Source organism: Streptomyces tremellae (genome assembly GCF_039540215.1).
GTDB classification, from domain to species: domain Bacteria; phylum Actinomycetota; class Actinomycetes; order Streptomycetales; family Streptomycetaceae; genus Streptomyces; species Streptomyces tremellae.
Window position 1 is genome coordinate 1 of record NZ_BAABEP010000026.1, and the last position, 24,000, is coordinate 24,000.

At 74.3% G+C, this 24,000-nt stretch carries 19 protein-coding genes; 7 read left to right on the forward strand and 12 right to left on the reverse strand.

What is annotated here, in order from left to right:
• The 3 genes from ABEA77_RS18495 to ABEA77_RS18505 all read left to right on the forward strand — a co-directional run.
• Nucleotides 1-1,313: molybdopterin molybdotransferase MoeA (locus ABEA77_RS18495; RefSeq protein ID WP_345648487.1), on the forward strand; the 1,313-nt coding region annotated here is incomplete at its 5' end.
• Entirely contained in the window at nucleotides 1,310-2,404 is a 1,095-nt protein-coding gene (locus ABEA77_RS18500; RefSeq protein ID WP_345648490.1) for a potassium channel family protein, read from the forward strand. The genes ABEA77_RS18495 and ABEA77_RS18500, both read left to right, overlap by 4 nt.
• A 131-nt stretch (nucleotides 2,405-2,535) precedes the next feature.
• Nucleotides 2,536-3,513, forward strand: a complete 978-nt coding sequence (locus ABEA77_RS18505) for an NAD(P)H-quinone oxidoreductase (RefSeq protein ID WP_345648492.1) — start codon at nucleotides 2,536-2,538, stop codon at nucleotides 3,511-3,513.
• A gap of 506 nt (nucleotides 3,514-4,019) precedes the next feature.
• Here ABEA77_RS18505 and ABEA77_RS18510 read toward each other — a convergent pair.
• The 6 genes from ABEA77_RS18510 to ABEA77_RS18535 form a co-directional block, all read right to left on the reverse strand.
• Entirely contained in the window at nucleotides 4,020-4,568 is a 549-nt protein-coding gene (locus ABEA77_RS18510) for a bacterial proteasome activator family protein (RefSeq protein WP_425588311.1), read from the reverse strand.
• A gap of 33 nt (nucleotides 4,569-4,601) precedes the next feature.
• Nucleotides 4,602-7,448 carry an FtsX-like permease family protein gene (locus ABEA77_RS18515; protein ID WP_345648495.1) on the reverse strand — a complete coding sequence of 949 codons (2,847 nt, stop codon included), beginning with the start codon at nucleotides 7,446-7,448 and terminating at the stop codon, nucleotides 4,602-4,604.
• The gene (locus tag ABEA77_RS18520) at nucleotides 7,445-8,227 is read right to left on the reverse strand and encodes an ABC transporter ATP-binding protein (protein ID WP_345648498.1); all 783 of its coding nucleotides are present in this window, start codon (nucleotides 8,225-8,227) and stop codon (nucleotides 7,445-7,447) included. The genes ABEA77_RS18515 and ABEA77_RS18520 overlap by 4 nt, the downstream gene beginning before the upstream one ends.
• Nucleotides 8,228-8,299: 72 nt before the next feature.
• Nucleotides 8,300-8,932, reverse strand: coding sequence for a PadR family transcriptional regulator (locus tag ABEA77_RS18525; protein ID WP_345648501.1), 633 nt, complete (start codon nucleotides 8,930-8,932; stop codon nucleotides 8,300-8,302).
• Between the two features lie 131 nt (nucleotides 8,933-9,063).
• Nucleotides 9,064-9,552: a hypothetical protein gene (locus tag ABEA77_RS18530; protein ID WP_345648504.1), complete on the reverse strand. Its 489-nt coding sequence runs from the start codon at nucleotides 9,550-9,552 to the stop codon at nucleotides 9,064-9,066.
• A 118-nt stretch (nucleotides 9,553-9,670) separates the two neighbouring features.
• Nucleotides 9,671-11,308 (reverse strand): Stk1 family PASTA domain-containing Ser/Thr kinase, encoded by a 1,638-nt coding sequence (locus ABEA77_RS18535; RefSeq protein ID WP_345648507.1) that lies wholly within the window; start codon nucleotides 11,306-11,308, stop codon nucleotides 9,671-9,673.
• Between the two features lie 418 nt (nucleotides 11,309-11,726).
• Between ABEA77_RS18535 and ABEA77_RS18540 the strand changes: the two genes are divergently transcribed.
• On the forward strand, nucleotides 11,727-13,481 hold the full coding sequence (locus ABEA77_RS18540) for a protein kinase domain-containing protein (protein ID WP_345648509.1): 1,755 nt from the start codon (nucleotides 11,727-11,729) through the stop codon (nucleotides 13,479-13,481).
• 44 nt (nucleotides 13,482-13,525) lie between these two features.
• Here ABEA77_RS18540 and ABEA77_RS18545 read toward each other — a convergent pair whose 3' ends face one another.
• The 3 genes from ABEA77_RS18545 to ABEA77_RS18555 form a co-directional block, all read right to left on the reverse strand.
• Nucleotides 13,526-14,506, reverse strand: a complete 981-nt coding sequence (locus ABEA77_RS18545) for a phosphotransferase (protein ID WP_345648680.1) — start codon at nucleotides 14,504-14,506, stop codon at nucleotides 13,526-13,528.
• A 105-nt stretch (nucleotides 14,507-14,611) separates the two neighbouring features.
• A complete protein-coding gene (locus ABEA77_RS18550) occupies nucleotides 14,612-15,091 on the reverse strand; it encodes a pyridoxamine 5'-phosphate oxidase family protein (RefSeq protein ID WP_345648512.1) in 480 nt (159 codons plus the stop codon).
• Nucleotides 15,092-15,261: 170 nt separating this feature from the next.
• Nucleotides 15,262-15,921: a response regulator gene (locus ABEA77_RS18555; RefSeq protein ID WP_345648515.1), complete on the reverse strand. Its 660-nt coding sequence runs from the start codon at nucleotides 15,919-15,921 to the stop codon at nucleotides 15,262-15,264.
• A gap of 351 nt (nucleotides 15,922-16,272) precedes the next feature.
• Here ABEA77_RS18555 and pdhA point away from each other — a divergent pair, with 351 nt between their 5' ends.
• The 3 genes from pdhA to ABEA77_RS18570 are packed head-to-tail and all read left to right on the forward strand — an operon-like array spanning nucleotide 16,273 to nucleotide 19,962.
• A complete protein-coding gene (gene pdhA, locus ABEA77_RS18560) occupies nucleotides 16,273-17,577 on the forward strand; it encodes a pyruvate dehydrogenase (acetyl-transferring) E1 component subunit alpha (RefSeq protein ID WP_345648518.1) in 1,305 nt (434 codons plus the stop codon).
• Between the two features lies 1 nt (nucleotide 17,578).
• A complete protein-coding gene (locus ABEA77_RS18565) occupies nucleotides 17,579-18,559 on the forward strand; it encodes an alpha-ketoacid dehydrogenase subunit beta (protein ID WP_345648521.1) in 981 nt (326 codons plus the stop codon).
• Nucleotides 18,560-18,570: 11 nt separating this feature from the next.
• On the forward strand, nucleotides 18,571-19,962 hold the full coding sequence (locus tag ABEA77_RS18570; RefSeq protein WP_345648524.1) for a dihydrolipoamide acetyltransferase family protein: 1,392 nt from the start codon (nucleotides 18,571-18,573) through the stop codon (nucleotides 19,960-19,962).
• Nucleotides 19,963-20,265: 303 nt separating this feature from the next.
• Here the strand turns inward: ABEA77_RS18570 and ABEA77_RS18575 are convergent, their stop codons facing one another.
• The 3 genes from ABEA77_RS18575 to pheA form a co-directional block, all read right to left on the reverse strand.
• Nucleotides 20,266-21,090, reverse strand: coding sequence for an HAD family hydrolase (locus tag ABEA77_RS18575; RefSeq protein WP_425588318.1), 825 nt, complete (start codon nucleotides 21,088-21,090; stop codon nucleotides 20,266-20,268).
• Nucleotides 21,091-21,098: 8 nt separating this feature from the next.
• Nucleotides 21,099-22,376, reverse strand: a complete 1,278-nt coding sequence (serS, locus tag ABEA77_RS18580; protein ID WP_345648528.1) for a serine--tRNA ligase — start codon at nucleotides 22,374-22,376, stop codon at nucleotides 21,099-21,101.
• 657 nt (nucleotides 22,377-23,033) lie between these two features.
• Nucleotides 23,034-23,969 carry a prephenate dehydratase gene (gene pheA, locus ABEA77_RS18585; RefSeq protein WP_345648531.1) on the reverse strand — a complete coding sequence of 312 codons (936 nt, stop codon included), beginning with the start codon at nucleotides 23,967-23,969 and terminating at the stop codon, nucleotides 23,034-23,036.
• Between the last annotated feature and the right edge of the window lie 31 nt (nucleotides 23,970-24,000).

The window sequence follows — 24,000 nt, forward strand, 5'->3', positions numbered from 1 at the left end:
GCGGGCCAAGCGCCGCGGACGGCGGCGGGCCCGACGGCTTCGACGACGCTCTCGCACTGGTCAGGGAGCTGCCGGCGCCCGGTTCCTCCGACGCGCCCGCGCACCCGCACCGCCCGGTCTCCTGGGCCGAGGCGCGTGTGCGCGCGGCGCGGGCCGGCCGGGTGGCCCGCGGCTCACGCTCCCATCGGGTGCCGGGCGGCCACGCCCTCGGCGAGGCCCTCGCGGAGCCGCTGACCGCCCTCACCGACCTGCCGTCCTTCGACACCTCGGCCATGGACGGCTGGGCCGTCTCGGGCCCCGGCCCCTGGACGGTCCAGGCCGAGGGGTCGGTGCTCGCGGGGCGCGCGTACCCGGGCCCCCTCGCGGACGGCACGGCCGTACGGATCGCGACCGGCGCGCGTGTACCCGGCGAGGCCACCGCGGTCATCCGCAGCGAGCACGCGCGCACCGACGAGGCGGGGCGGCTCCACGCGGAGCAGCGCGTCACCCAGGGTCAGGACATCAGGCCCCGGGGCCAGGAGTGCCGCGCGGGCGACCAGTTGCTGCCCGCGGGCGCCACGGTCACGCCCGCCGTGCTCGGCCTCGCCGCCGCGGCCGGCTACGACACCCTGCACACCGTGCCGCGCCCGAGGGCCGAGGTGCTGGTGCTCGGCGACGAACTCCTGACGGAGGGGCTCCCGCACGACGGCCTGATCCGGGACGCGCTCGGGCCGATGATCGCGCCCTGGCTGCGGTCGCTGGGCGCCGAGGTGCTCGCCACGCACCGGATCCGCGACGACGCCGACACCCTGCGCGCCGCGATCACCGCGTCACGGGCCGACCTGATCGTCACCACCGGCGGCACCGCCGGGGGCCCCGTCGACCATGTGCACCCCGTGCTGCGCGCGGCGCACGCCGCACTGCTGGTGGACGGGGTCGCCGTGCGCCCCGGCCACCCGATGCTGCTCGCGGAGCTGGACGCGGGGCGCCATCTGGTCGGGCTGCCCGGCAACCCGCTGGCCGCCGTGTCCGGGCTCCTCACGCTGGTCGAACCGCTGTTGCGCGGGCTGGCGGGCCGCCGGGCGCTCGCGCCGTACCACGCGCCGGTCGGGGAGGGCCTGCGCGGGCACCCGCACCACACCCGCCTGGTGCCGTTCGTGCACCGGGACGACGTGCTGGAGCCGGTGCACTTCAACGGCCCGGCGATGCTCCGGGGCATCGCGATCGCGGACGGACTCGCGGTGGTGCCCCCCGGCGGCGTGGATCCGGGGGAACTGCTCGACGTGCTCGACCTGCCGTGGACGGCGCCGGTCGAGGGAGGGTGTTTCACGTGAAACTTCCCGGCCATGACGCCATAGCGCGCAACGCCGAAGAACATCTGGTCAGCGCCCGGGTGAGCCTGCCACGGCGGACGGTCCAGGCGCCCCTGCGGCAGGTGCTGCGCCGGCTGGCCATGGCGCTCGCGGTGCTGTTCCTGACGGTCCTGATCGTCTGGCTCGACCGGGGCGGCTACCACGACAACGCCGATGGCGCCGTGGACTTCCTGGACGCCGTCTACTACTCCACCGTGACGCTCTCCACCACGGGATACGGTGACATCGTCCCGTACAGCGACGGTGCGCGGCTGGCGAACGTGCTGCTCGTGACGCCGTTGCGCGTGCTGTTCCTGATCATCCTGGTCGGCACGACTCTTGAGGTCCTCACGGAACGCACCCGGGAGGAGTGGCGGCAGAACCGCTGGAGGTCCACCTTGCGCGACCACACCGTGGTCATCGGCTACGGCACCAAGGGCAGGTCGGCGGCGCAGACGCTGTGCGCCACCGGGCTGCGCAAGGAGCAGCTCGTCATCGTCGACCCGTCGAGCAAGGTGATCGAGGCGGCCAACGCCGAGGGCCTCACGGGCGTCATCGGCGACGCGACCCGCAGCGACGTGCTGGTACGGGCGGAGGTCCAGCGCGCCCGGCAGATCGTCATCGCGACGCAGCGCGACGACACCGCGGTCCTGGTGACGCTGACCGCCCGCCAGCTGAACAAGAAGGCGAAGATCGTCACGGCGGTTCGCGAGGAGGAGAACGCGCCGCTGCTGCGCCAGTCGGGCGCCGACGCGGTGATCACCAGCGCCAGCGCGGCCGGGCGGATGCTCGGCCTCTCCGTCCTCAGCCCCTGGGCCGGCACCGTGATGGACGACCTGATCCAGCAGGGCAGCGGGCTCGACATGGTCGAGCGGCCGGTGACCAAGGCGGAGGTGGGCCGGGGCGTGCGGGAGACGGACGACCTGGTGGTCAGCGTGGTGCGGGGACACAGGCTGCTCGGCTACGACGACCCCGAGGCGAGTCCGCTCCAGCCGACCGACCGGGTCATCTCCATCGTCCGGGCCCGCACCGAGCCCCCGCTGGGCCCCGGCAAGGGCATCTCGCTCACGTAGGGCGTCTCGCGGGGCCCCTCGTTCGGGTCGGGTCGGGTCCGCGTGTCCCGGAGCCGCCGTCAACACCCCGTGACGCCCGGGGCCTGGCGGGGCGCGGGTGGCGTCAGGGGCGCGGGGGTAGCCTCACGGCCATGCATGCGATCACGATCCCGGAACCCGGTGGACCCGAAGCACTGGTGTGGGCGGAGGTGCCCGACCCCGTGCCCGGCGAGGGGGAGGTGGTGGTGGACGTCGTCGCGAGCGCCGTCAACCGCGCCGACGTGCTCCAGCGCCAGGGCTTCTACGATCCGCCGCCCGGCGCCTCGCCCTACCCGGGCCTGGAGTGCGCGGGCCGGATCTCCGCGGTCGGCCCCGGAGTCGCGGGCTGGGCCGTGGGCGACGAGGTGTGCGCGCTGCTGGGCGGCGGCGGCTACGCGGAGAAGGTGGCGGTCCCGGTGGGCCAGCTGCTGCCCGTGCCCGCCGCGGTGGAGCTGGTGGACGCGGCAGGGCTGCCCGAGGTGGTCTCCACGGTCTGGTCGAACGTCTTCATGATCGCCCATCTCCGGCCGGGCGAGACCCTGTTGGTGCACGGCGGCGCGAGCGGCATCGGCACGGCCGCGATCCAGATGGCCACCTCGGCGGGCGCCCGGGTCGCGGTGACGGCGGGCGGCGCGGACAAGCTCACGCGCTGCCAGGAGCTGGGGGCCGAGATCCTGATCAACTACCGCGAGCAGGACTTCGTGGAGGAGATCAAGGCGGCGACGGACGGGCGCGGGGCCGACGTCATCCTCGACATCATGGGCGCCAAGTACCTGGAGCGGAACGTGGACGCCCTCGCCGTCAACGGCAGGCTCGCCGTGATCGGGATGCAGGGCGGCGTGAAGGGCGAGCTGAACCTCGGTGCGCTGCTGGCCAAGCGGGGCGCCATCACCGCGACCTCGCTGCGGGCCCGCCCGGCGAGCGAGAAGGCCGCGATCGTCTCCGCGGTGCGCGAGCACGTGTGGCCGCTGGTCGCGTCGGGCGACCTGCGGCCGGTGATCGACCAGCGGCTGGCGATGTCGGACGCCGTGGAGGCGCACCGGGCGCTCGACGCGGGCAGCCACGTCGGCAAGATCCTCCTCCTGACCTGAGCCGGCACCGCGTACGCGCGGAACCGTGCGCACGCTGAAAGGCCCCGGCCGGTGCCCCCTCGATCCGAGGGGGCACCGGCCGGGGCCCCTGTGTTCCGGGCGGCTCCGGTCACGCGGCGCGCGACCCTGCCGCGAACCGCGAACCGCGAACCGCGAACCGCGGCCCGGTGGCCTTGTCGGCCGGCGGGCGGGCGCGGACCGCGGTCCCGCCGTGTCCGCCGGCCGGGGGCCTACGGGCCTCGGCCGACCGTGGGCCCGGGGGCGGCACGGGCCCACGGGCCGTGGGCGGCACGGGCCGTGGGCGCACGGGCCGCGCGCCTGTGGACCAGGCCGTGCCGGGCCGCTGGCCCGGCGGTGCGGACCCGCCGCGTCTCGGGCGGTCGGGGCTGGGGCCTCTCGTCTGGATCATGCCGGGCGTGCCCCGGCACCTCCCCCAGCCTCCGGCCGGGGGCACCCCCAGGCACCGGACCCCGCTCCCAGATCCGCCCTGGTCCAAACGAAAGACCCTAGAGGTACGGGCCCGAGCGGACCGCGCCGTGGCCCGGGCTGCCGTCGGCCTCTTCGTCAGGGACGGCGCCGGGCGGCAGCGCCCTGCGCATCTGCTCCAGCTGCGCCCTCGCCGCCATCTGCTGCGCGAACAGGGCGGTCTGGATGCCGTGGAACAGGCCCTCGAGCCAGCCGACGAGCTGGGCCTGGGCGATCCGCAGCTCCGCCTCCGACGGCACCGCCTCCTCCGTGAAGGGAAGCGACAGCCGTTCGAGCTCCTCCACCAGCTCGGGTGCGAGACCGTCCTCCAGCTCCTTCACGGAACCGGCGTGGATCTCCTTGAGCCGCACCCGGCTCGCCTCGTCCAGAGGAGCCGCGCGTACCTCTTCGAGCAGCTGCTTGATCATGCTGCCGATGCGCATGACCTTCGCGGGCTGTTCGACCATCTCCGTCACCGGGCTCTCGCGCGGTGCGTCCTGCGCGTCACCGCCACCGAGAGCCATCCCGTCCTGCCCCACCACGAGAACGTGGGGGCTCTCCTGCGACCGTTCGTTGCTCGGCATCTCCATGTGCCCAGTGTCTCGCACGCCGCGCGGCGCCGGTCAGGTAGCCGCCCTTCTGGACAGGGAGCGCTGCGATCGGGTGACCGCCGCGGCGAGGAGCGCGGCGCCGACCGGCACCGCCACGAGCAGCAGCGCGAGCGTCCCCCACGGGACGACGATCGGCACATGCGGCACCTTTCCGTCGGCGAGGCCCCGCGCGAGGTCCTGCCGGTACCCCGCCAGTTCGCTGCGCCGCTCGGTCAGCCGCAGGCCGATCGACGGGAGCACGCCCGCGAGCGACCCGAGGACCACCCCCATCGCGGCGACCACCCCGCACTGGAACCCGCTGAGGGTCCTGCGCACCCGGTCGGGCGCGCCGACCGCGGCCAGCGTCTTCAGGTCGGCCTCCGCGTCGGTCTGCGCGAGGCCGGTGGCGATGCCCGCCGCGCCCAGGGTGATCAGCCCCGCGAACAGCCCGAGGGAGAGCAGCACGATGCCGTAGTGGCTGGTGTAGCCCTTCTCGATGTGCAGCGTGACCGAGCTGCCGAGGTCGGCGACGGCCGCGTCGGCCCGCTGCTGCTGCGCGCCGGTCGGCGGCGAACTCGTCGTGTAGTAGCCCCCGTACGGCACGGCACCCAGGTGCGCGGCGCGTGCGGTCGCCGGGCTCATCAGCAGCTGCACGCCGTAGGCGGCCGGGTCCCCCGCGACCTCCGTGGCGGGCAGCGTGACGAGGGTGCTCTCGGGCCTCTCGCCCTTGTCGAGCGCCGCCTGCGTCTTCGCCATGTCGGCGTAGACGCGCAGGGCGACCGTGCTGCCGCCGTCCGTGGAGAGGTTCCGCCGTGCGAGGGAGACGGCCCGCCCCGCGGCGAGCGCGTGCTCGGCGGCCGGATCGTGGATGCCGAGGACCCGCAGCAGGTTCGCGTCACCGACCAGGATGCCGCCGGCGACGTCGCTGCCCGCCTCGTCCCTGCACCGCGGGTCGGAGGCGTAGGCGCGGCGCTGCGCCGTGGTGAGCCGGACCTCCCGGCCGGATTCCCCGTAGGTCCACATCGGGCACTGGTGGGCCTTCGGCACGTCGATCTCGACGTGTCCGCAGCCGGGCTCGTAGGAGTACTCGTTGCACGACGCCGCGCCGATCTGGATCCGGTCCACGTTCGCGCGCAGCCGCACGGGCAGCGACTTCACCACCGCGGTGCGCGCGGCGGCCGCGTCCCGGCCGCCGCCCGAGCCGGTGAGGACAAAGACCGCTCCGTGGGGCAGGGCCGGCTGGTACGCGGCCCGCTCCTGGGCGTCGCTGCTCGCCGCGTACGTGGAGACGGCGACGGTGCCCGCGACCGCGGCGAGCACCGCCGCGACGGCGGGCGCCGTACGGCCCCGGTTGCGCACGGCGTCGCGCAGCGCGAGCCGCGGCGACAGCGGCAGCAGGCGGCCGAGCCGGCCGAACAGGCCGACCAGCGCGGGCGTCAGCGCCACGAAGCCCAGTTCGGCGAGGGCGCTGCCGGCGACGACGACGGCCGGCCGGTTCGACACGGCGGAGCCGTACACCGCCACCGCGGCGCCGAGCACCACGGCGGCCAGGCCGAGCGCCGGCAGGACCCGGCTGCTCCTGCGCACTCCGCGGCGGCCGGTGAGGGAGGAGAGGACCGTCTGCCGGGACGCGGTGACGGCGGGCACGATCGCCGCGAGCACCCCGGTGAGCACGGCCAGCCCCGCGATGGCCAGCAGCTCGGCCGGGTGGACGGTGAAGTGGCCGAACCGCCGGCCGATGGCGCCTTCGAGCACCGGCCGCAGCGCGAAGGTGAGGGCGACGCCGGCGACGGTGCCGACGACGGCCGAGGCCGCGCCGATCACCACACCGCCGCCGAGGACGACGGCGCGGATGTGCCTGCGGTCGCCGCCGTTGGCCCCGACCAGGCCCAGCTGGCGGCGCGAGCGCCGCGCGCCGACCGCGAAGGCGGGCCCGGCCAGCAGGCAGATCTCCAGCATGGCGAGGCCGACCACGGTCACCAGGATCGAGGTCACGACCACGCCGTCGCCGCCGGGGGACGGGCTGTTGTGCCGGAAGTACGGCACGTCCGCGCGCGCGGGCGGGTGCAGCACCACGGCGCGAGACAGCGCCGAGAAGCCGTGCGCGTTGGCGGTCCGCACCATGTTCCACGTGAAACCTCGCCCGCCCGGCACTCCGACCAGCCGGGAGGTGTCGGCGGTGAACGGCGGCAGCCCCTTGGCCGCGAGCGCCGTGCGCAGCGGCCCGAGCAGGGCGCCGGGCCGCAGGTCGACCTGGTCGGTGCCGAGCGCGTCGGGCAGCTCGTACGAGCCGACGATGCGGTACTTCGTACCCAGGTCGCGCGCGGTCAGCTCCGAGCCGACCCTGAGCCCGCTGGCCTTCAGGAAGTGCGTGGTCGCCGCGACCTCGTGCGCCGCGGCGGGGAAGCGGCCCTCGACCGGCCGCAGGATGCCCTTGGCCAGCGGGTCGTCCGCCGCGAGTTCCCGTACCTCGGTGTCCAGGATGCCGTGCGTGGTGCGCAGGCTGACCTGCGCCGACGTGTCGGAGAGCGTACGGGTCCCGGCGGGCAGCGCCGCGGCGAGGTCGCCCGCGCCCGAGGGCCACGCTCCGTCGCCGTAGTCCTTGGCCGTCGTGTAGGACAGGGCGTCCGCGGGGTCCTGCATGACCGGGACGCCGCCCAGGTCGAGGTCCTTGACCCGTGCGTCGGCCCCGCCGATCTGCCGGGTCAGCGACTCCGCGGGCGAGAGCTGGGCGCTGCGCAGCGTCAGGTCGGCGGCGCTGACGCCGAGGATGGGCAGTGCGATCATCGCGAGGACCAGGAAGCTGCGGCCCTTGAAGCGCCACGCGTCGCGGCGGGCGATGCGCAGCGCCACGCGCCAGGAGCGGTACCAGGCCCTCACCGCTCGGCCATCCCGCCGCCCAGCAGGGACTCGGCCCCGGTGCGTACGGTCTGGTCGACGACGGAGCCGTCCCGCAGGAAGACCACGCGGTCGGCCCAGGCCGCGAAGCGCGGCTCGTGGGTGACGAGGATGCCGGCGGCACCCGCGTCGCACCGGGTGCGCAGCAGCGCGAGCACGGACTCGCCGGTCTCGGAGTCGAGGGCGCCCGTGGGTTCGTCGGCGAGGACGAGGCGGCGGTCGCCGACGAGGGCGCGGGCGATGGCCACGCGCTGCTGCTGGCCGCCGGACATCTCGTCGGGGAACCGGTCGGCGAGCTGGTCGAGCCGCATCTCGGCGAGGGCGGCCTGGGCCTCGGCGCGGGCCGTACGGGCGGAGACGCCGTCCAGTTCGCGGGGGAGGGCGATGTTCTCGACTGCGGTGAGCGCGGGCACCAGGTTGTAGTCCTGGAAGACGTAGCCGATGCTGCGGCGGCGCATCGCGGCGAGCTTCTTGCGGCTGATCGCGGTGATGTCCGTGCCCTCCACGATCACCTGGCCCGACGTGGGGATGTCGAGGCCGCCCGCGAGGCTGAGCAGGGTCGACTTGCCGGAGCCCGAGGGGCCCATCACGGCGACGAGTTCGCCGGGGAACACGTCGAGGTCGACCCCGCGCAGGGCGTTCACCTCGGTGGCGCCCGCGCCGTGCACGCGGGTCAGGTCCACCAGGCGCAGGACGGGTTGCGCGGAGGGGTGGCCGCCGGGCAGCGGCGGCGGGCCCGGCTGGGGTATCGCGTGGGACATGGGGCGGTCTTCTCCTCGGGAAGGGGTGGCTGGGGGCGGGCCGGCCGGGTGGCGGGCCCGGGGCGGGGCGTCTCAGGACGCGGAGGAGCCGCGGCGGGGCCGCGCCCGCGGTGCCGTCCCGGCGTCGGACGGGGCCTGGGCGTGCGGGGGCTCCTGGGCCGGGGGCCGCGGCGGCGCGGAGAGCCGCACGAGGCGGGCCTCGCAGTGGTCGAGCCAGCGCGCCTCGGCCTCGGTCTGGAAGATGAGCTGTTCGAGCACGAGGAGCCAGGCGATCTCCTCGCGGGACCGCGGCGGCGGTTCGAGGGCCTGTGCCTTCAGCCGCGTGTAGTCCTGCATGGCCTGGAGGGTGTGGTGGCGCTGGGCCCGGATGACCTCGCGGATGTCCACACCGGGCGCGCCGACGGCCATCGCGAGCTTGATCGCGAGTTCGTCGCGCGGCGGGTTGGCCCGGTCGACCGGCCTGCGGAACCAGGAGGCCAGCTCGTCCCGGCCCCGCCCGGTGATGGTGTAGAGCGTGTGGCCGGCGTCGTCGGAGCCCTCGTGGGCGACCATCCCGTCCCGTTCGAGGCGGTTGAGGGTCGTGTAGACCTGCCCGACGTTGAGGGGCCAGGTGGCACCGGTGCGGCTCTCGAAGTCCGAGCGCAGCTGCGAGCCGTAGCGCGGGCCCTCTTCGAGCAGGGCCAGAAGCCCGTGGCGAATCGACATACTCAGTATGTATACCCGGTATGCTGGCCACGGCAAGCGACCGCAGACGGACGTCCGGCGTCCCCCTCACGTCGTACGGGCGGATGAATCCGCAGGTCAGGCGCGTACTGTGGGGGTGGCCTCGACGGTGGTCACCGGCGGCGCAGACGCAGTGCGAGGAAGGCGAGGCCGAGGCCGAGCAGCATGATCCCGGCGCCGAGCGTCGCCACGGAGGAGCGCGGGGACGCGTGCGAGCGCGCCGAGGCGACCCTGCGGTCGCCGGGCCGCCGCCCCGCTTCCTCCCCCGTGCCCGCCGTCGCGGAGGTGCCCTCCCCGGTGCCGGTGGCCCGCGGCGCGGTGGGGGTGCCGGTCCTGGAGGGGTGCGGCGCCGGGGTACCGGTGGGCTGCGCGTCGGGGAGCCGGGCCGCAGCCGGGCCGGACGGCACCGGGGCGGACGGCTTCTGCGGCCGTCCGGGCCGCTCCCTGCCCTCGCCCGCCGCCCGTCCCGCGAGTCCCGAGCCGACGTGCGGCGAGGGCGGACCGCTGGCCGGCGCGCCGGGGCCGTCGGCCCGCGCGGCGGGCGCGGCGAGCAGCAGCGACGCGACGGCGAGAGCACAGGGGGTGCGCAGCCTCGGGATCACCGACCCAGCGTCACATGCCTGGAAGAACCCGGCATCCGCAGCAAACCCACCCGAAGTACACGCGGTGCTCCACGTGCCCGCGGGGTGAGCGGCCCCGGCCGACCCGCCCCCGAGGCGGCTACTCCGAGCGTCCCGTCGACACCTTCAGGTCGAAGACCTGGTCCTTCGGGTCGACCGGGTCGCCGGGCGCCGGGTACTGCTCAAGGATCTGGCCGTCCGCGAACGCGCCGCTGTCGACGTCCGTCTCCTTCACCGACCAGCCGACCTTGTTCATGCACGCCTTCACCGAGCGGATGTCCTTGTAGCGGAAGTCCGGGGCGTCGACCTTCTTCGGGTCGTCGTAGTCCTTGTAGGCGTCCGTGCAGGCGTCGGCCTGCATGGTGCGGTTGGGGTCCGGCGGCCGGTAGCTCGCCGTGGACGGACTCTCCTTGGCGGTGGGCGACGCGTGGTGGCCACGGTCGCCGCCGCCCGACCGGATCGCGGCGACCGTCCCGCCGACCGCCGCGAGCACCACGACCGCGCCCACCACGATCAGCGGGGTGCGCCTGCGCCGCCCGCCCCCGCCCGCGGCGCCCCCGCCCTGCCCCGGCGCGATGGTGTACGGGGGCGGCGTGGGCGGCAGGCCGCCCTGCGGGTAGCCGTACCCCTGCGGCGGGGTGGCGGCCGGGGCGCCGGTCACGGGCTGCGGGCCCGCTCCGTAGGGCCCCGGCTGCCCGTAGGGCGCGGGAGTGCCGTACGGGCCGGCCGCATGGCCCGTCGCGGGCGGCGCGGGCTGCGCCTGGTCGACCGGCGGGAAGACCGCGGAGCCCACCCCCGAGCCGCTGGCCTGCGGCGGCGCGCCCTGCACGATGGCAGGCGCGGTCGCCTGTCCGGCGGCCGGCATGACCCGCAGGCACTCCTCGCGCATCGCGGCGGCGCCGGGAAAGCGCTCGTTCGGGTTCTTCCGCAGGGCGCGCGCGACCAGCGCGTCGGCGCCGGGCCCCACCGACCTGTTGATGGTGGACGGGACCGGCGGCTCCTCCTGCACGTGCGCGTACGCGATCGCGAGCGGCGAGTCCGCGTCGAACGGGAGCCGGCCGGTGAGCAGTTGAAAGAGCATGATCCCGACCGAGTACAGGTCGGAGCGCGCGTCGACGCCCCGCCCGAGCGCCTGCTCGGGCGAGAGGTACTGCGGAGTGCCGACGACCATGCCGGTCTGCGTCATCGACGTGACGCCCGACTGCATCGCCCGCGCGATGCCGAAGTCCATCACCTTGACCACGCCGCGGCGCGTGACCATCACGTTGCCCGGCTTGATGTCCCGGTGGACGAGGCCCATCTCGTGGCTCGCGTCGAGCGCGGCGAGCACGTCCGCGGTGATCGTGAGGGCCTTCTGCGCCGGCATCGCCCCGTACTGCGCGATGTCGGCCTGGAGCACGGACCCGAGCGGCTGCCCCTCCACGTACTCCATAACGATGTACGGCATCACGGTGCCGTCGCGCTCGTCCTCGCCGGTGTCGAAGACGGAGACGATGTTCGGGTGCGAGAGCTTCGCCACGGACTGGGCCTCGCGCCGGAAGCGCTCGCGGAAGGACTGCTCGCGGCCGAGGTCCGAGTGGAGTGTCTTGATCGCGACCTGCCGGTCGAGTGAGGCGTCGTGGGCGAGGTAGACGGACGCCATGCCGCCCTGCCCGAGCAGCCCGCGCAGCTGGTACCGGCCGCCCGCCAGGGACGCCCCCACTTCACGGCCCCGCGCGCCGTCCCCGTCCTGGCTCATGGCTGTGCTTCCCCCTAGGCAGCGGCGGCCGCCCCGGCCCCCGCGCGGTGCAGGACATTCCTGACAACGCGGGTGCGGCGGCCGTCCACGCGACACCGTGCTCGCGGAAATCGGCCATCCGATCCCCTTATTACGCGCCAAGTCTGCCGGAGGGCACAGACACGTCAAGCGGGCATCCCCGTTCCGTGACCGTACGCACAGCAACCGTCTCGCAAGCGTTACACGGGGGGCCGGGGATTTGCCTCGCACGGGCCGCAGCGGGTTTGATGGCCGGTCCGCCCGGGACAGGCGGGTCGCACCGACCCTGTAGCGTGACGGGCACACAGCCCCTTGGGACATTCTCCATTCCACCACCCCCGTGATGCGCGCGGCGGACGACCCGTGGCGACCCGCGGACAGAAGACGACGGCGAGGACTGATGGCACCCGAATCCGAAGCAGGCGGCGGCGGAACGCCGGATGCTGGGGACTCCTGGGGCATCGGCGGGCTGGTCGGCGACGGCCGGTACCGCATGACCCACCGCCTCGGCCGCGGCGGCATGGCGGAGGTGTTCGCGGCCGAGGACGTACGGCTCGGCCGCACCGTCGCCGTCAAGCTGCTGCGCTCCGATCTGGCCGAGGACCCGGTGGCGAAGGCGCGCTTCACGCGCGAGGCGCAGTCGGTGGCCGGGCTCAACCACCACGCGGTCGTCGCGGTGTACGACTCCGGCGAGGACGTCGTGGGCGGCAGGACCGTCCCCTACATCGTGATGGAGCTCGTCGAGGGCCGCACCATCCGCGACCTGCTGCTGAACGCGGAGGCCCCGCCGCCCGAGCAGGCGCTGATCATCGTCTCCGGCGTGCTGGAGGCGCTCGCCTACTCGCACCAGCACGGCATCGTGCACCGCGACATCAAGCCCGCCAACGTGATCATCACGGACACCGGCGCGGTCAAGGTCATGGACTTCGGCATCGCCCGCGCCCTGCACGGCGCGCAGTCGACCATGACACAGACCGGCATGGTCATGGGCACGCCGCAGTACCTCTCCCCCGAGCAGGCGCTCGGCAAGGCCGTCGACCACCGCAGCGACCTGTACGCGACCGGCTGCCTGCTGTACGAACTGCTCGCGCAGCGCCCGCCGTTCGTCGGCGAGACGCCGCTCTCCGTGGTCTACCAGCACGTCCAGGACACCCCGGTGCCGCCGTCCGAGATGGCGGCGAACTGCCCGCCCGAGCTGGACGGCCTGGTGATGCGGTCGCTGGCGAAGGACCCCGACGACCGCTTCCAGAGCGCCGAGGAGATGCGCGGGCTCGTCCAGTACGGGCTCCAGATGCTCCAGCAGCAGGGCGGCTGGACGGGCTCCTGGAACACCGGCGCGGTCGCGCCGCACGGCGGCCCCGCCACGACCGCCGCGCTCGGCGCGACCGGGGCGACCGCGGCGATGGGCCCGGGCGGCTACGGTCAGGGCGGCTACGGGGCCTACGGCGACACGGCGCAGCGCCCGATGCTGCCGCCGCTCAACCCCAACGACGGCGGCTACTCCGGCTATGACGAGGGCGGCGCAGGGCGCTCGCGGGGCCGCGGCAGGATGGCGCTGTTCGTCGCGCTCGCGCTGGTCGCGATCGTCGGCGGCGTGGCCTTCGCGCTGAGCAGCATGGACACGGGCACCAAGAAGCCCGACGACAAGAGCCCCGCCCCCACCGTCTCGCACTCCAGGACCACGGACTCGCCCTCTCCCGGTGACGAGGACACCGCGGGCGACGGCCAGTCGGACGAGTCCACGGACGGCGGCGAGCAGGACGGCTCCGGCTACACGTCGTCCGGCGACCAGCCCTACCCCTCGCACACGGACGAGGAGAGCCCCTCGGGCCGGCCCTCGCAGCCGAGCGACTCCGGCACCACGGGCGGCGGCTCAGGCGGCAGTTCCTCGGGCGGCACCTCGTCCCCGCCGTCCGGCGGCGACGGCGGCGGCTCGTCCGACTCGGGCGGCGGCTCGTCGAGCACGGGCGGCGGCTCGGGCTCGTCGGGCGGCGGCTCGGACGACGGCGGTACGGGCGACACCGGCGGTACGAACACGGGCGGCGGCAGCGGCACCGACGGCGGCGGGAACGGCGGCAACGACACCGGCGGCGACGGCGCGGGCGGCGCCACCCAGGGCGGCACGCTGGGCGGCTCCCTCCCCAGCGGGGGCTGACGCCCCAGCGGGGGCTGACGCCGCCCCGGTCTTGGCGCGCGCGGTCAGCAGGTGAAGGCCTCGCGCACCGCCTCGTACTCCCTCGTCCACCACACAGCGAGCGCGGAGACCGCGGCGAACTGCGGGTCGGCCCTGCGGTCGTGGCGCACGTAGCGCCAGCGCAGCGTCCAGAAGTCGTTGAGGCGCTCCCACCAGACCCGGTGGACGGCGGCGGCGAGTTCGCGGGCGTCGGCGCCTGCCGCGCGGCGGTAGGCGGTCGCGTACGCGCGCACCTTCGGGAGTTCGAGCTCGCCCGTCGGGCCGACGAAGAAGATCGCGGCGGCCCGTACGGCCTCCTCGGCGCGCGGCTGGACCGCGAGCCGGTCCCAGTCGACGATCGCCGCGGGCTCGATGCCCCGGTAGAGCAGGTTCAGCGGGTGGAAGTCGCCGTGCACCCAGCCGGGCGCCGGCTCGGCGCCCGGCGGCGGCCTGCGGTGCGCGTGCCGTTCGAGCAGCGCGCGGCGTTCCGTGAGGCGGTAGGCGGCCAGCTCGTCGAAGGCGTCGCCCGGACTGTGGCCGCGGGCGAGGGCGAGCAGCTCGGCGATCTCGCGGAGGGTCAGGGCGGGGTCGCGGCTCTCGTAGCGCGGGGCGGGGGTGCTTGCCGCGCCGGGGTCCATCACGTGGTCGAGGCAGGTGTGGACGAGCCCGAGCAGCCCACCGAGGCGCCAGGACGCGCGGACGGTCAGCTGGGCGCCGTCGCGGTGCCTGCCCTCGACCCAGGGGTGCAGCGCGTAGCAGTGGCCGCCGACGACCGCCACGGTGGCGCCGTCCGCGCCCTCGACGGCGGGGGCGACGGGCACGCCGAGCTCCTGGAGGCGCCGGGTGGCGCGGTGCTGGCGGACGATCGCGTCGCGGTCGCCGTCGAGGTGGTGCTTGAGGAAGTACGTGCCGCGGGTGGTCGTGACCCGGTAGCCGCGGTTGAGCAGCCCCTGGGTGACCGGTTCGCACGACAGGGCCTCGCCCGCGCTGCCGAAGTGCCGTAACAGGGCGCCGAGCGGGACGTCGGCGAGGGGGCCTGGGGCCGGCTGCCTGGCGGGTTCCGCGGGGCGTACGACGGCGGGAGGGGCGAGGACAGATGAGCGCTGCACTCGTCAGATGGTAGATGACGCTGCGTGTCGATCCGGTCGCGCGGCGGAGTCGGTGAGTGTGGCCGGCGGATCGGCCCCGTACTCGGGCATCAGGCGGTGCACGGTGCTGAGTTCGGGTACGAGTCGCAGGTAGACGGGGTCGAACGGCTCGCCGTCCACGAGGCCGTCCGCCGCCCCGAAGAGGGCCTCCTCCGCCTCGGTCGGCCGCACGATCGAAGCGGTCCCGATGCACTGCACGGACCACCGGTCGCGGTCGCCCGGCCGCGGCGCCAGGTTGTCCGCGCCGTACGCCACCACGGTGCCGGCGCAGGCGCGGTGGTAGCCGAGCCCCCGGTGCATGCGCAGCAGCAGCGCGTCCTGCAGGACGACATGGCGGGCGGGGGCGACGAACGGAAGGGCGCGCAGGGTCGCCGCGAGCTTTCCGTACGGTACGCGGGCCAGGAGGGCGGTGGCCTCGGCCGTCAGGGGGGCGTCGGTGGACATACCACGACTCTGCGTCACCGCTCCGCCCCCGCGACAGAGCAGACCGCCCCGACATGAGGGGCCCTAGGTCCCGGTTGGGCCGGGCCCCTGTGGGGCCTGTGGGGCCCGTGGGGCCTGTGGGGCCCGCCCGCCCCGCGCGGCCGCCACGCCGGCCCGGCGCGGTGGCGGGTTCAGCGCTGCTCCGCCTGGAGGCGGGCCACGTAGGCCGCGGCCTGGGAGCGGCGCTCCATGCCCAGCTTCGACAGGAGGCCGGAGACGTAGTTCTTGATGGTCTTCTCCGCGAGGTGCAGCCGCTCGCCGATCGCGCGGTTGGTCAGGCCCTCGCCGATCAGGTCGAGGATCCTGCGCTCCTGGTCGGTCAGGTTCGCCAGCTTGTCGTCCGCGCGCGGGCCCGTGCCGCCCCGCAGCCGCTCCAGCACGCGGGCGGTCGCCACCGGGTCGAGCAGCGAGCGGCCCGCGGCGACGTCGCGCACCGCCGCGAGCAGCTCGCTGCCGCGGATCGCCTTGAGCACATAGCCGGAGGCCCCGGCCATGATCGCGTCGAACAGGGCCTCGTCGTCCGCGAACGACGTCAGCATCAGGCACTTGATGTTCTCGTCGCGCGACCTGATCTCCCGGCACACCTCGACCCCGCTGCCGTCCGGCAGCCGCACGTCGAGCACCGCGACGTCCGGACGGGTCGCCGGCACGCGGACCAGCGCGTCCGCGGCCGTGCCCGCCTCGCCCACGACCTCGATGTCCTCCTCGACGGACAGCAGCTCGTGGACTCCCCGCCGGACGACCTCGTGGTCGTCCAGGAGGAAGACGGTAATTTTGTCCTTTTCGTCCATTTCTCCCACAGTCGCAGTGTCACACATTCACCCCTTCCCTGCCGCCGAAGGCCCGGGATAACGTGCCGTTGTCCCGGCGGCCTGCGAGGCTGTTGCCGAAGCCCTGACCAGCGGCTGTGCCCCCGTCCCGCCGATTTACTTGGAAATCCAAGGAAAATCGCAGGTCAGGCGGGGTTTCACAGGCACGCTGCACTCTGGGTAACGTGCCTTTTCGAAGGTGCTCGCCGGGGCACCTGTCACGTCCGGGGCCTTCGCGTTCCCGCACCCACCCCGTGCGGCCGGAGGAACCGGGCGGAACCGCACTGGTACCCGGCAGATCCCGGGTGGCCGGACAGACGGAGGGACACGCACGTGACCGTGGAGAGCACCACCGCGCGGAAACCGCGAGGCGCCGAGAAGGCGCCGAGCGCCTCGGCGAGCGCGAAGACGCCCCGGGCGACCGGAGCGGCGAAGACGGCGAAGACCGGCAGGTCGGGCGGGCAGGGCAGGACCGCGGCGCGCGGCACCGGCCGCACCCGCGCCACCGCCGCCCGCAAGGGCGCGAGCCCCGCGGAGCGCCCCGACGACGACCTCGTCCAGTTGCTCAGCCCCGAGGGTGAACGCGTCGCCCGTCCGGACTACGACGGCTACGTCGCCGACCTGACGCCCGAGTCGCTGCGCGGCCTCTACCGCGACATGGTGCTCACCCGCCGCTTCGACGGCGAGGCCACCCAGCTCCAGCGCCAGGGCGAGCTCGGCCTGTGGGCCTCCCTGCTCGGCCAGGAGGCCGCCCAGATCGGCTCGGGCCGCGCGCTGCGCGACGACGACTACGTCTTCCCGACCTACCGCGAGCACGGCGTCGCCTGGTGCCGCGGTGTCGACCCGGTGAACCTGCTGGGGATGTTCCGCGGCGTCAACAACGGAGGCTGGGACCCCAACAGCAACAACTTCCACCTGTACACGATCGTCATCGGCTCGCAGACCCTGCACGCCACCGGCTACGCCATGGGCGTCGCCAAGGACGGCGCGGACTCCTCCGTCATCGCGTACTTCGGCGACGGCGCCTCAAGCCAGGGCGACGTGGCCGAGTCCTTCACCTTCTCGGCCGTCTACAACGCGCCGGTCGTCTTCTTCTGCCAGAACAACCAGTGGGCCATCTCCGAGCCCACCGAGCGCCAGACCCGCGTCCCGCTCTACCAGCGCGCCCGCGGCTACGGCTTCCCCGGTGTCCGGGTCGACGGCAACGACGTGCTCGCGTGCCTCGCCGTCACCCGCGCGGCCCTCGAACACACCCGCGGCGGCGCCGGCCCGATGCTCGTCGAGGCGTTCACGTACCGCATGGGCGCCCACACCACCTCCGACGACCCGACGAAGTACCGCTCCGAGGAGGAGCGGGAGGCGTGGGGAGCGAAGGACCCGATCCTGCGGCTGCGCCGCCACCTGGAGCGCGAGGGGTACGCGGACGACGCGTTCTTCGCCGCCCTCGAAGAGGAGAGCGAGGCCCTCGGCCGGCGCGTGCGCGACGCCGTGCGCTCGATGCCCGACCCGGACCCGATGGCGGTCTTCGACCACGTCTACGCGGACGGCAGCGCCCAGGTGGACGAGGAGCGCAAGGAGTTCGCCGCGTACCAGGCGTCGTTCGAGGACGCCCCGGCCCACGCCGAGGGAGGCAACTGACATGAGCGCCCGCAAGCTCCCCCTCGCCAAGGCGATCAACGAGTCGCTGCGCACGGCCCTGGAGAACGACCCGAAGGTCCTCGTCATGGGCGAGGACGTCGGCAAGCTCGGCGGCGTCTTCCGCGTCACCGACGGCCTCCAGAAGGACTTCGGCGAGGAGCGGGTCATCGACACCCCGCTCGCCGAGTCCGGCATCGTCGGCACGGCGATCGGCCTCGCGCTGCGCGGTTACCGCCCGGTGGTGGAGATCCAGTTCGACGGGTTCGTCTTCCCCGCGTACGACCAGATCGTCACGCAGCTCGCGAAGATGCACGCCCGCTCGCTCGGCACGGTGAAGATGCCGGTCGTCGTGCGGATCCCGTACGGCGGCGGCATCGGCGCGGTCGAGCACCACAGCGAGTCCCCGGAGGCGCTGTTCGCGCACGTCGCCGGGTTGAAGGTCGTCTCGCCCTCGAACGCCTCCGACGCGTACTGGATGATGCAGCAGGCCATCCAGACCGACGACCCGGTGATCTTCTTCGAGCCGAAGCGCCGCTACTGGGACAAGGGCGAGGTCGACACCGACGCGATCCCCGGGCCGCTGCACGGCGCGAAGGTGGTGCGGGCGGGCGAGCACCTGACGCTCGCCGCGTACGGCCCGATGGTGAAGGTCTGCCTTGAGGCGGCCGAGGCCGCCGCGGAGGAGGGCAAGTCGCTGGAGGTCGTGGACCTGCGGTCGATGTCGCCGATCGACTTCGACGCCCTCCAGGCGTCGGTCGAGCGCACCAGGCGGCTCGTCGTGGTGCACGAGGCACCCGTCTTCTACGGCTCCGGCGCGGAGATCGCCGCCCGGATCACGGAGCGGTGCTTCTACCACCTGGAGGCGCCGGTGCTGCGCGTCGGCGGCTTCCACGCGCCGTACCCGCCGGCCCGCCTAGAGGACGAGTACCTGCCCGGCCTCGACCGGGTGCTCGACTCCGTCGACCGCTCGCTGGCGTACTGAGGAGCCGCATCATGACGACTGACATGTCCGCCGCCCCTGCGCGCGAGTTCAAGATGCCCGACGTCGGCGAGGGGCTCACCGAGGCGGAGATCCTCAAGTGGTACGTACAGCCGGGCGACACCGTCACGGACGGCCAGGTGGTCTGCGAGGTGGAGACGGCGAAGGCGGCCGTCGAGCTGCCGATCCCGTACGACGGCGTCGTGCGCGAGCTGCGGTTCGAGGAGGGGGCGACCGTCGACGTCGGCGTCCCGATCATCACGGTCGACGCGCCGGGCTCCGCGCCCGCGCCCGAGGAGCCGGCGCAGCGGACCGGGGCGGAGGGCGCGGAGCAGGAGGCCGCGCCCGCGCGCACCCCCGTCCTGGTCGGCTACGGCGTCGCCGAGTCCTCCACCAAGCGCCGCCCGCGGCGCGGCACCCCGGGCGTTCCGGGCCAGTCCGCGCCCGCGGCCCCCGCCGCGCCTGAGCCCGCGCCCCGCGCGGAGCCCGGGCCCGCCGCCGACCGGCCGCTGGCCAAGCCGCCGGTGCGCAAGCTGGCGAAGGACCTCGGCGTGGACCTGGCGGCCATCGCGCCGACGGGACCCGACGGGGTCATCACCCGCGAGGACGTGCACGCGGCGGTCGCCGCGGCCCCGGCGGCCGTCGAGGAGCCGCAGGCGCCCGTCAACGGCACCGCGGCCGCGCCGCCCGAGCAGCAGCCCGGCGCGCGCGAGACCCGGACCCCCGTCAAGGGCGTGCGAAAGGCCACCGCCGCGGCCATGGTGGGCAGCGCCTTCACCGCGCCGCACGTCACGGAGTTCGTCACGGTCGACGTGACGCGCACCGTGAAGCTGGTGGAGGAGCTGAAGGCGGACCCGGAGCTCGCGGGTCTGCGGGTCGGCCCGCTGCTGCTGATCGCGCGGGCGCTGCTCGTCGCGATCCGCCGCCACCCCGCCGTCAACGCCGCGTGGGACGAGGCGAACCAGGAGATCGTCACCAAGCACTATGTGAACCTGGGCATCGCGGCGGCCACCCCGCGCGGCCTGATCGTGCCGAACATCAAGGACGCGCAGGACAAGACGCTGCCCGAGCTGGCGGCTGCGCTCGCCGAGCTGGTGTCCACCGCGCGCGAGGGCCGTACGGCGCCCGGCGCGATGCAGGGCGGCACGGTCACCATCACCAACGTCGGTGTCTTCGGCGTCGACTCGGGCACGCCCATCCTCAACCCGGGCGAGGCGGCCATCCTCGCGGTGGGCACGATCAAGCCCCAGCCGTGGGTCCACAAGGGCAAGGTCAAGCCGCGCCAGGTCACCACGCTCGCGCTCTCCTTCGACCACCGCCTGGTCGACGGCGAGCTCGGCTCCAGGGTGCTCGCGGACGTCGCCGCGATCCTCGAACAGCCGAAGCGCCTGATCACCTGGGCCTGACGGGCCGGCACGCGCGCGACCTCCGCCCCCGGACCGCAGGAGGGGCGCGGCCCCGCCCCGGACCGCAGGGGGCGACGGGCCCCGGGGACCGCAGGGGGCGGGGGTCGTCCCGCGCGTCCCGCGCCCCGCGCCGCGGATATCCGGTGGCGGTGCCGCGGGCCGGTCAGCACACTCGTCCCTGCGGGTGCGTGCCGCAGCCGGGCGGCACGGCGCGCACCGCCCGGAGGGGGCGGCCGCTTCGAGCGCGCGCAGGCGCGGGCCGCTCCCTCGCCCAGCCGCCCAGCCCCTTCGGGTGGGGTCGGCTCAGGCCGCAGCGGCGAGCAGCCGCTCCAGGACGAGCGCGATGCCGTCGTCCTCGTTGGACGAGGTGACCTCGTCGGCGGCGGCGAGCACCTCGGGGTGGGCGTTGGCCATCGCCACGCCGTGTCCGGCCCAGGCGAACATCGGCAGGTCGTTGGGCATGTCCCCGAACGCGATGGTGTCCCTGGCCGCGAGGCCGAGGCGCCGGACCGCGAGCGAGAGGCCGCGCGCCTTGGTGAGGCCCACCGGCACCAGCTCCACCGTGCCGGGGCCCGCCAGCACCACGTCCGTGAGACCGGCGACCACCGGGCGGGCCGCCGCCACCAGGGCGTCGTCGTCGAGCTCCGGGTGCTGGAGGTAGACCTTGTTGACGGGGGCGGCCCAGAAGGCGTCCGCGTCGGTGACCGCGGCGACCCGGTCCGACGTGCCGCCGCCCAGCGCGTAGCGCTCGTCGGTCAGCACCCGCCCCTCGGTGCCGTCCTGGCTGACGGCGAGCGCGAGCGGGCCGAGCTCGGCCTCGATCTTGGCGATCGCCAGCCGGGCGACCTGCCGGTCGAGCGTCACCGAGGTGAGCAGTCTGCGCTCGCCCGCGTGGTAGAGCTGCGAGCCCTGGCCGCACACGGCGAGGCCCTCGTAGGACAGGTCGGCGAGCACGTGCCTGGCCCACGGCACGGACCTGCCGGTGACGACGATGTGCGCCGCGCCTGCCGCCGCCGCGGCGCCGAGCGCGGCGCGCGTACGGTCCGAGACCGTGCCGTCGTCGCGCAGCAGCGTCCCGTCCAGGTCGGTCGCGACGAGCCGGTAGGGGAAGGCCGCGGCGGGGCTCACGTCCGCGCTCACCTGGCGACCGGCTCCAGCAACTCGCGGCCGCCCAGGTAGGGGCGCAGCACCTCGGGCACCCACACCGAGCCGTCGGGCTGCTGGTGGTTCTCCAGGAGCGCCACGATCGTGCGGGTCACCGCGCACAGCGTGCCGTTGAGCGTGGCGAGGGGCCTGACCTGCTTGCCGTCGCGCATGCGCACGGAGAGCCTGCGGGCCTGGAAGCCGTCGCAGTTGGAGGTGGAGGTCAGCTCGCGGTACTTGCCCTGGGTGGGGATCCACGCCTCGCAGTCGTACTTGCGGGACGCCGAGGCGCCCAGGTCGCCCGAGGCCACGTCGATCACCTGGAAGGGCAGACCGAGGCCGAGCAGCCACTCCTTCTCCCACTCCAGCAGCCGCAGGTGCTCCGCCTGGGCGTCCTCGGGCGCCACGTACGAGAACATCTCGACCTTCTCGAACTGGTGGACGCGGAAGATGCCCCGGGTGTCCTTGCCGTACGTGCCGGCCTCCCGGCGGAAGCACGAGGAGTAGCCCGCGTACCGCAGCGGCAGCCGGTCGGCCTCGATGATCTCGTCCATGTGGTACGCGGCGAGCGGCACCTCGGACGTGCCCACCAGGTAGGCGTCGTCCTGCTCCAGGTGGTACACGTCGGCGGCGGCCTGGCCGAGGAAGCCGGTGCCCTCCATGGCCTGCGGGCGCACCAGCGCGGGCGTGATCATCGGGGTGAACCCGGCGGCGGTGGCCTGCGCGACCGCCGCGTTGACCAGGGCGAGCTCCAGCAGCGCGCCGACGCCCTTGAGGTAGTAGAAGCGCGAGCCCGAGACCTTCGCGCCCCGCTCCATGTCGATCGCGCCGAGCGCCTCGCCGAGCTCCAGGTGGTCCTTGGGCTCGAAGCCCTCGGCGCCGAAGTCGCGGATCGTGCCGTGCGTCTCCAGGACGACGAAGTCCTCCTCGCCGCCGACCGGGACGTCCTCGTGCACGACGTTGCCGAGCTGGAGGAGGAGCTTCCTGGCCTCCTCGTCGGCCTCGTGCTGCGCGGCGTCCGCGGCCTTCACGTCGGCCTTGAGCCGCTCCGCGCGGGCCAGCAGCTCGGCCTTCTCCTCGGGCGACGCCTTCGGGATCAGCCTGCCGAGCGACTTCTGCTCGGAGCGCAGCTCGTCGAAGCGGACGCCGGACGACCTGCGGCGCTCGTCGGCGGAGAGCAGGGCGTCGACGAGGCCGACGTCCTCTCCACGGGCGCGCTGGGAGGCGCGGACACGGTCGGGGTCCTCACGGAGCAGGCGAAGGTCAATCACCCGGCCAAGGCTACCGGTGCGCGCGCCTGGGGCTCACCCCGTATCCACGGCACCGCCACGGATGCGATTACTCCCTTTTGCCGCAATTGGATTTATTGGTGTAAATGGCGACAATGTCGGAATGTGATCATGAGCGAGCCCGGCGGGACCGGGGCCGGGCCTTTGCCGGTCGCGCACCGGCCATAAGTCAACCGGTCACCCGCAATTCCCCGCCAGGAGGTGTCCGCGCCACCTCACCTTGACTCACATCCCTTGTGGGGGACGGCACTTGGCGCCCCTTGTCCACAGTGGGAAAAGGTCCGGCGGAAAGTTATCCACAGGTCCGCGGGTAACGCTGTGGACAATGGCCTTGATCATTTTCCCGGAAGGGCGGTCGCCGGACAAATGCGCTGCTAAACCTGCAATTCCCACTCCTTCGGGTGGGAGTCGGCCCTCCCGGGTGGACGATCACCGCGGGTGAGGGTCATGTGAGGGCTTGGCAACACCCCACACCCTGTGGACAGCGAACGAGTGACTCGGGGGATTTGTCGACGCGAGGGGCTCGCCTTGTCGACTTGTCCTCAGGTCGAGATCTATTCCTGTGGATAACTTGCATAGTTATCCACAGGCCGGGTGGCACTGTGCACACAGGAGCCGGGCACCCCGCGGGCGAGCGGCTCAGGAGCGCCCGTCCTGGCTCCGCGCCAGCCACTCGGCCGCCGCGATGAAGTCGGCGTCCGACGTGCCGGGCCGCGGCGGCGGCACGTCCGAGGGCGCCACCCCCGCACGCGGGTACGAGCCGAGGAACCGCACCTTCGGGCAGATCCGCTTGAGCCCCATCAGCGCCTCCGCCACCCGGCGCTCCGCGACATGGCCCTCCGCGTCGACGGTGAAGCAGTACCTGCCCATGCCCGCGCCGGTCGGCCTCGACTGGATCTGGATCAGGTTGACCCCCCGCACGGCGAACTCCTGGAGCAGGCCGAGCAGCGCGCCCGGGTGGTCGTCGCCGAGCCAGATCACCAGCGACGTCTTGTCGGCGCCCGTGGGCGCCGCGGGCCGTCCTGGGCGCCCGACGAGGACGAAGCGCGTCACCGCGTTCGCCGCGTCGTGGATGTCGGTGACCAGCGGTTCGAGGCCGTACGTCGCCGCCGCGAAGACCCCGGCGAACGCGCCGTCGTACTTGCCCTCGCGCACCAGCCGCGCGCCGTCCGCGTTCGACGCGGCCGACTCCCACACCGCCTCGGGCAACCGCTCCCGCAGCCAGTCGCGCACCTGCGGCTGCGCCACCGGGTGCCCGGTCACCGTCCGCACGTCGCCGAGCGCCGTACCGGGCCGTACGAGCAGGGCGAAGGTGATCGGCAGCAGCACCTCGCGGTAGATCATCAGCGGTTCCCCGCCGGTGAGTTCGTCGATGGTGGCGGTCACGCCGCCCTCCACCGAGTTCTCGATCGCGGCGAACGCGCCCGCCGCCTGCCCCGACCGCACGGCGTCGAAGGCCGCGGGCACCGACACCATCGGCGTCAGCTCTCTGGTGGCGGCTTCCGGCAGGGTGCGCAGGGCGGCTTCCGTGAAGGTGCCCTCGGGCCCGAGATACGTATAGCGCGTGGCCGACATGCGGCCCACCCTAGCCGCCCCCGCGAGGGGC